Consider the following 8,343-nt stretch of genomic DNA (forward strand, 5'->3'; position numbering starts at 1 on the left):
AGCACACAGACCATGGCTGAACGCGTCGTACTCGCGTACTCGGGCGGGCTTGACACCTCGGTGGCCATCAGCTGGATCGGCAAGGAGACCGGCAAAGAGGTCGTCGCCGTCGCCATCGACCTCGGCCAGGGCGGCGAGGACATGGAGGTCGTGCGTCAGCGTGCCCTCGACTGCGGCGCTGTCGAGTCGGTCGTGGTCGACGCCCGCGACGAGTTCGCGGAGCAGTACTGCCTGCCCACCATCCAGGCCAACGCCCTCTACATGGACCGGTACCCGCTGGTGTCCGCGATCAGCCGCCCGCTGATCGTCAAGCACATCGTCGAGGCTGCCCGCGCGCACGGCGGCACCGTCGTCTCGCACGGCTGCACCGGCAAGGGCAACGACCAGGTCCGCTTCGAGGTCGGCTTCGGCGCCCTCGCCCCCGACCTCGAGGTCATCGCCCCGGTCCGCGACTACGCGTGGACCCGCGAGAAGGCCATCTCCTTCGCCGAGGAGAACAACATCCCGATCAACGTGAGCAAGCGTTCGCCGTTCTCGATCGACCAGAACGTGTGGGGCCGCGCCGTCGAGACGGGCTTCCTCGAGGACCTGTGGAACGCGCCGACCAAGGACGTCTACGACTACACGCAGGACCCGACGCTGAACTGGAACACCCCCGACGAGCTGATCATCAGCTTCGAGGCCGGTAAGCCGGTCGCGATCGACGGCAGGCCCGTCACCGTGCTCGAGGCGATCCAGGAGCTCAACACCCGCGCGGGCGCGCAGGGCGTCGGCCGCCTCGACGTCGTCGAGGACCGTCTCGTCGGCATCAAGAGCCGCGAGATCTACGAGGCACCGGGCGCGATGGTCCTCATCACCGCGCACCAGGAACTCGAGCACGTGACCCTCGAGCGTGAACTCGGTCGCTACAAGCGGCAGATGGAGCAGCGCTGGTCCGAGCTGGTCTACGACGGCCTCTGGTTCTCCCCGCTCAAGGAAGCCCTCGACACCTTCGTCCAGAAGACGCAGGAGAAGGTCACCGGCGACATCCGGCTGTTCCTGCACGGCGGCGCGATCACCGTCAACGGCCGTCGCAGCTCGCAGTCGCTGTACGACTTCAACCTCGCGACCTACGACGAGGGCGACACCTTCGACCAGTCCTACGCCAAGGGCTTCGTCAACATCCACGGCCTGTCCTCCAAGGTCGCGGCGAAGCGCGACCTGGGTCTCTAGGTCATGAGCGACGCGCACGGCACCAACGAAGGCGCCCTCTGGGGCGGCCGGTTCGAGTCCGGACCGGCCGCCGCCATGGCGGCGCTGAGCAAGTCCACGCACTTCGACTGGGTGCTCGCGCCCTACGACGTGCGTGCCTCCAAGGCGCACGCGAAGGTGCTGCACGCGGCCGGGCTGCTCGGTGACGCCGACCTGGCCACCATGCTGGACGGCCTCGACCGGCTCGGCGCGGACGTGGCCAGCGGCGCGTTCGCGCCCGCGGAGTCCGACGAGGACGTGCACGGAGCGCTCGAACGCGGTCTGATCGAACGGGTCGGCCCCGAGGTCGGCGGACGGCTGCGTGCCGGGCGATCCCGCAACGACCAGGTCGCGACGCTGTTCCGGATGTGGCTGCGGGACGCGGTCCGTCGGGTGGCGGCGGGGGTCCTCGACGTCGTCGACGCCCTGGCAACCCAGGCCGCGGCGCATCCGGACACCGTGATGCCGGGCAAGACGCACCTGCAGGCGGCGCAGCCGGTGCTGCTCGCGCACCATCTGCTCGCGCACGCGCACCCGTTGCTTCGGGACGTGCAGCGTCTCGTCGATTTCGACAAGCGGGCCGCGGTGTCGCCGTACGGGTCGGGGGCGCTCGCCGGCTCGTCGCTCGGGCTGAACCCCGACGCGATCGCGGCCGAGCTCGACTTCGACTCGGCGGCCGACAACTCGATCGATGCCACCTCCTCCCGCGACTTCGCGGCGGAGGCGGCGTTCGTGCTCGCGATGACCGCGGTCGACCTGTCCCGGATGGCCGAAGAGGTGATCATCTGGAGCACCCCGGAGTTCGGGTACATCACGCTCGCCGACGCGTGGTCGACGGGATCGTCGATCATGCCGCAGAAGAAGAATCCGGATGTCTCGGAGCTCACCCGCGGCAAGGCCGGACGCCTGATCGGCAACCTCACCGGATTGCTCGCGACGCTGAAGGCACAGCCGCTGGCGTACAACCGGGACCTGCAAGAGGACAAGGAGCCGGTCTTCGACTCGGTGGCACAGCTCGAGCTGCTGCTGCCCGCGATCACCGGACTCGTCTCGACCCTCGAGTTCCACTCGGACCGGATGGCGGAACTCGCACCCGCCGGGTTCACCCTCGCCACCGACATCGCCGAATGGATGGTGCGCCAGGGCGTTCCGTTCCGCGTCGCCCACGAGGCGGCGGGCGCGTGCGTGCGCGTGGCGGAGGCGCGGGGAGTCGGGCTCGAGGATCTCACCGAGGCCGAGTTGTCCTCGGTCGATCCGGCGCTGACGCCCGCTGTTCGGGACGTCCTCACGGTGCAGGGTTCCATCGCATCCCGTAACGCCCGCGGGGGTACCGCCGGTGTACAGGTCGCGCGTCAGCTCGATCGAGTCAGGGAGTCGGCCGACGCGCTGCGGAACTGGATCGGTAACTGACGGTGTGCAGGCCGGTCCGGTGCATATAGTCACTCCACCGATGTAGGCCGGTCGATCATTCATGGGGGCGCGGAAGTGAGTTGGAACGAGATCCTGAACAGTTCCGTGCGTCGCGTGGTGGCGACCGCGCAGAACGGTCTCGAGGTCGTCCGTTTGGGCGGCCTCGAGACCGAGGCCCGCGCGTCGGAGTTCCGGATCGTCGAGCGTCGCCCCATGTACCGGCTCCGGCGTTACTTCGCCGACGACGAGCAGGCGCCGCCCTCGGGTCCGCCGGTGGTGTTGGTACCGCCGATGATGATGTCCGCCGACGTCTACGACGTCACGCAGGATCAGGGTGCCGTCGGCATCCTGCACTCGATGGGTCTGGACCCGTGGGTCGTCGACTTCGGCTCCCCGGACAGCGAAGAGGGCGGATGGGACCGCACTCTCGCGGACCACATCGTCGCCATCAGCGACATCATCGACCGGGTCCGCAAGGAAACGGGACGGGACGTCCACCTGGCCGGCTACTCGCAGGGCGGCATGTTCGCCTACCAGGCCGCCGCCTATCGGCGCTGCCGTAACATCGCCTCGCTCATCACCTTCGGTGCTCCCGTCGACACCCTGGCCGCACTGCCGTTCGGGATTCCGGGTGACATCGCCGCCCCCGCCGCAGGCTTCCTCGCCGAACACGTGTTCACCCGGCTGTCTATCGCAGGCTGGATGGCCCGCACCGGATTCCAATTGCTCGATCCGGTCAAGACGGCGAAGTCCCGCATCGACTTCCTCCGCCAACTCCACGACCGGGAAGCGCTGCTCCCGCGCGAGCAGCAGCGCAGGTTCCTCTCGGCAGACGGCTGGGTCGCCTGGTCGGGGCCCGCGGTCGCGGAACTGCTCACCCAGTTCGTGATGCACAACCGGATGGTGTCCGGTGGCTTCGTGATCGGAGACCGACCGGTCACCCTCGCCGAGCTGACCTGCCCGATCCTCGCGTTCATCGGCGAGGTCGACGACATCGGCCAGCCCACTGCGGTCCGGGGAATCCGCAGAGCGGCACGGAAAGCCGACATCTACCAGTACACGATGAGAAGCGGGCACTTCGGACTCGTCGTCGGATCCGTTGCCGCCGAACAGACCTGGCCGATGACGGGCGCCTGGGTGCGGTGGCGCGCGGGTGACGGTCCGCGGCCGGACGGGATCGAGCCGATGCAGGACGACGATCCGGCGGACGACGAGACCGGCGTGTCGATTGCCGATCGGATCCTGCACACCGGCGCGTCGATCGCCGAGGTGGGCGTGGATGCGGTCCGCGGCGTCCTCGGTGCGACCGCCCAGGCAGTGCGGGGAAGTCGCGAATTGACGGCCGAAGCGGCGCGTGCGCTGCCTCGACTGGTCCGCCTCGGTCAGATCCAGCCCCACACCCGGATCTCGATGGGCAAGCTTCTCGCCGAGGCGGGTGAGCGGTCGCCGCGCGGCGAGTGCTTCCTGTTCGACGACCGCGCCTACACCAACGAGGCGGTCAACACCCGCATCGACAATGTCGTCCGGGGCCTGATCAGCGCCGGCGTACGGCCGTCGACGCGCGTCGGTGTGCTGATGGAGACGCGCCCCAGCGCGCTGGTGGCGATCTTCGCTCTCTCGAGGATCGGCGCGGTCGCAGTCCTGCTGCCGCCCACCGAGGACCTCGACGAGGCCGTGCGATTGGGCGGAGTCGCGACGATCGTTGCGGACCCGGACCACCTCCGTGCCGCCGAACGGCTCGGTCGGCCGGTCCTCGTACTCGGTGGCGGCGAATCCCGTGTCCTGGACATCGAGCCGGAGTCCGGAACCGTCGACCTCGAGAAGGTCGTCCCCGAGGACGTTCCACTGCCTGCCTGGTTCCGACCGAACCCGGGGCGGGCGAACGAATTGGCCTTCGTGCTGTTCGGGCGTTTCAGTGGCAAGGTCGAAGCCAAGCACGTCACCAATCACCGCTGGACGCTGTCCGCGTTCGGAACCGCGACCGCGGCGAACCTCGGTAGCGGCGACACGGTGTACTCCGTTGCGCCGCTCTACCATTCGTCGGTCGTCCTCGCGACACTCGGCGGCGCTATCGTCGGTGGCTCCCGAATCGCTCTCTCCCGGGGACTCGACCCCGACCGGTTCTCCACCGAGGTGCACCGGTACGGCGTCACGGTGGTCGCCTACACGTGGACGATGCTGCGTGAACTCGTCGACGTACCCGACTTCGAGTTCGACGCTTCCCATCCGATCCGGCTGTTCATCGGATCGGGCATGCCCCGTGGGCTCTGGCTGCGCACGATGAAGCGGTTCGCCCCGGCGCAGGTTCTCGAGTTCTATGCCTCCACCGAGGGCGCTGTCGTCCTCGCGAACGTCTCGGGTGCGAAGCCTGGTTCGAAGGGCAGGCCACTGCCGGGCAGTACGCCGGTTCGGGTGGCCGCGTACGACCCCGCGACCCGCAGGTTCCTCGAAGACGAGCGCGGGCTGGTCCGCGAGTGCGGTGTCGGCGAGGTCGGACTGCTTCTCGGCCAGGCAACGGGCCACGAGGCGGTCAACGGCGCCATGCGCGGCGTGTTCACCGCCGGAGACGCATGGGTGCCCACCGAGCACCTCTTCCAGGTCGACGCCGACGGCGATCACTGGCTCATGGACGAACGAAACTCCGTCGTCTCGGCGCGTCGAGGACCCGTGTACAGCGAGCCGATCGTGTGTGCGCTCGGCGCCCTCGACCAGGTCGATCTCGCCGTCAATTACGGCGTCCGGGTGGGCGACGACGAGGTCGCGGTCACCGCTGTCACGCTGCGGCCGGGGATGTCGTTGACGGCCAACGACCTCGCCGACGCACTCGCCGACCTCGATGAGGACCGCTGCCCCGACCTGATCCACGTCGTCCCGGAGATCCCGATCAGCACCTCCTACCGACCGCGGCGCAGTGCGCTGCGCGCGGCGGGCCTGCCGAAGCCCGGTGTTCGGTCCTGGTACCGCGACGCCGGTGACGACCGGTACCGGCGTTTGACAAAGGCCGCCCTGGCCGAACTGCAGGAGCAGGGCAGCGGACGCTGACCCCGCCGTGCCGTCGGATCGGCGGTGTCGAGCGGCGGGTAGCCTGAGCGACGTTCCGTGCACACCGACGTGAGAGGACCCTTCGTGGCGCTCGATCCCACCCTGCTGAGCATCCTGGCCTGCCCGCAGGACAAGGGCCCGCTCCTGCTGGTCGACGACAAGCTGCTCTACAACCCGAGGCTCAAGCGCGCCTACCCGATCGAGGACGGCATCCCGGTGCTCCTCGTCGACGAGGCCCGCGACGTCACCGACTCGGAGCACGAGGACTACGTCGCGCGGGGAACCGCCGCGGGCGACGCCTGAACGACCAAGCGTGTCGGACACCCCGGGCTCCTTCTCCCGCTCACCGGAGCTCAGTGAATCGGCACTGACGGGCGAGACGCCCGTCGGCGCCGCTCATCTGCTGCTCGGTGCCGTGGTCGTCGCGGGGGCGGTCCGAATCCGGATCGTGGAGGTCGAGGCATACGGGGGCGACCTTGCGGGCCCGTGGCCGGATCCTGCGGCGCACTCCTACCCCGGGCCGACTCGCCGGAACTCCGTCATGTTCGGCCCGGCCGGACGACTCTACGTCTACCTGAGCCACGGACTTCATCACTGTATGAACGTGGTCTGCGCACCGGACGGAACGGCCGGCGCGGTGTTGCTCCGAGCGGGCGAGGTCGTGCAGGGTCATGACGCCGTGAGGAGCCGCAGAGGCCACTCGCGGGCCGATCGGGAACTCGCGCGGGGACCGGGAAACCTCGGCCAGGCGCTGGGAGCAACGTTGAACGACAACGGAATCGACCTGTTCGACCCCCGATCGCCGATCCGGATCGAGGCGGCTCCCGCGACCGCAGTGGCAGTGGGTCCGCGCGTCGGGGTGACGCACGCGGCCGACCGTCCGTGGCGTATCTGGGATCCGGAGTCGAGGGCCGTGTCCGCATATCGACGTAGCCCGCGTGCACCCGCCGCGCCGAGTGCGGGATGATCGAACCCGTGACCGAGAACATCATCGACGAACTGACCTGGCGTGGACTCATTCAGCAGTCCACCGATCTCGACGCCCTGCGTCGTAGTGCCGAGGACGGTCCGGTCACCCTGTATTGCGGTTTTGATCCGACCGGTCCGAGCCTGCATGCAGGCCACCTGGTGCCCCTTCTCGCGCTGAAGCGATTCCAGCTGGCCGGGCACCGTCCGATCGTTCTCGCAGGTGGGGCGACCGGCATGATCGGTGATCCCCGTGACGTCGGGGAACGGACCATGAACTCCGTGGACACCGTGGCGGACTGGGCCGAGCGAATCCGGTCGCAGCTCGAGCGGTTCGTCTCCTTCGACGGTGGCAACGCTGCGATCGTCGAGAACAACATGAACTGGACCGGCAAGCTCACCGCCATCGACTTCCTCCGCGACCTCGGCAAGCACTTCTCCGTGAACGTGATGCTGGCGCGCGAGACCGTCAAGCGCAGGCTCGAATCCGACGGCATGTCCTACACGGAGTTCAGCTACATGCTGCTGCAGGCCAACGACTACCTGCAGCTCCGGCGAACGCACGGCTGCACACTTCAGGTCGGCGGATCCGACCAGTGGGGCAACATCATCGCCGGCGTCGAACTGAACCGCCGCGTCGACGGCGAACACGTGCATGCAATGACGGTTCCACTGGTCACGTCCTCGGACGGCAAGAAGTTCGGGAAGTCCACCGGTGGCGGAAGCCTCTGGCTCGACCCCGAGATGACCAGTCCGTACGCCTGGTACCAGTACTTCGTGAACACCGCGGACGCCGATGTCGTCCGCTACCTGCGGTGGTTCACTTTCCTCGGACGCGAGGAACTGGCCGAGCTCGAGGCGGAGGTCGCCGAGCGTCCGCAGGCTCGTGTTGCCCAGCGCAGGCTCGCGGCAGAGATGACCACACTCGTGCACGGAGCCGAGAACACCGCCGCCGTCGAGCTGGCCAGCCAGGCACTGTTCGGCAAGGCCGAGATCCGGGATCTCGACGAGCCGACCCTCGCCGCCGCGCTCACCGAGGCATCGGTCGCGCAGGTGGCCGCGGGTGAGCCGACCACGATCGTCGACCTCCTTGTCGCCAGCGGACTCTGCGACAGCAAGGGTGCGGCGAGGCGGACGGTCAAGGAGGGCGGTGCCTACATCAACAACACCAAGATCGGTGCCGAGGACTGGACGCCGCAGGCGGACGACCTGCTGCACGGTCGGTGGTTGGTGATCCGCCGGGGCAAGCGCAACTTCGCCGGCATCCAGGTGCAGTCCGCCTGACCGACCTGCACCGGGTATTGCGACCAGGGCGCCGCACCTCGCTTCGAGCGAGGGCGGCGCCCTTCGTGATTTTCGGGTGTCGCCGAGGGGAGGGTTGTGGGCCTGGTTTCGGTCGGGTGTCGGGCGTCACATGGACGTGATTTGGGGGTTCGGGTCGGTTGGCGGGGTGTTGACCTGCGTCTTTGGGTGGCTTGATGTGGTGTGACCAGCGGATTTGCGGTGGCGTTCACGGCCACGTAACTTTTGTCGAGTCAGAGCGACACGGACACCGACCAGCCCGGAAGGGCCGGACACGAGGTTGGACGAAGGCGCCTGACAAAGCCTCAATCAATTGTCTCGACTTCAACGGTTTGCGCCGGTGGGGGAGATGGGTTAGGCTGGAACAGTTGCCCCGGAGCGGCCGAGAACGAG

Annotated in this window: 6 protein-coding genes; all 6 read left to right on the forward strand. The window is 68.3% G+C overall.

Going from position 1 to position 8,343, the window contains the following annotated elements:
- Positions 1 to 12 precede the first annotated feature (12 nt).
- Entirely contained in the window at positions 13 to 1,212 is a 1,200-nt protein-coding gene (locus RHCRD62_RS13675) for an argininosuccinate synthase (RefSeq protein ID WP_050065190.1), read from the forward strand.
- Positions 1,213 to 1,215: 3 nt separating this feature from the next.
- Complete coding sequence (gene argH, locus RHCRD62_RS13680) at positions 1,216 to 2,640, forward strand: argininosuccinate lyase (RefSeq protein ID WP_050065191.1); 1,425 nt, start codon at positions 1,216 to 1,218, stop codon at positions 2,638 to 2,640.
- A gap of 75 nt (positions 2,641 to 2,715) precedes the next feature.
- Positions 2,716 to 5,682 carry an AMP-binding protein gene (locus RHCRD62_RS13685; protein WP_050065192.1) on the forward strand — a complete coding sequence of 989 codons (2,967 nt, stop codon included), beginning with the start codon at positions 2,716 to 2,718 and terminating at the stop codon, positions 5,680 to 5,682.
- An 84-nt stretch (positions 5,683 to 5,766) separates the two neighbouring features.
- The gene (locus RHCRD62_RS13690; RefSeq protein WP_050065304.1) at positions 5,767 to 5,985 is read left to right on the forward strand and encodes a Trm112 family protein; all 219 of its coding nucleotides are present in this window, start codon (positions 5,767 to 5,769) and stop codon (positions 5,983 to 5,985) included.
- Between the two features lie 64 nt (positions 5,986 to 6,049).
- Positions 6,050 to 6,649: a DNA-3-methyladenine glycosylase gene (locus RHCRD62_RS13695; protein WP_050065305.1), complete on the forward strand. Its 600-nt coding sequence runs from the start codon at positions 6,050 to 6,052 to the stop codon at positions 6,647 to 6,649.
- Positions 6,650 to 6,657: 8 nt separating this feature from the next.
- Positions 6,658 to 7,932, forward strand: a complete 1,275-nt coding sequence (gene tyrS, locus RHCRD62_RS13700; protein ID WP_050065306.1) for a tyrosine--tRNA ligase — start codon at positions 6,658 to 6,660, stop codon at positions 7,930 to 7,932.
- Positions 7,933 to 8,343 lie beyond the last annotated feature (411 nt).

It is taken from the genome of Rhodococcus sp. RD6.2, from assembly GCF_001040705.1.
Taxonomy (GTDB): Bacteria; Actinomycetota; Actinomycetes; order Mycobacteriales; family Mycobacteriaceae; genus Rhodococcus_G.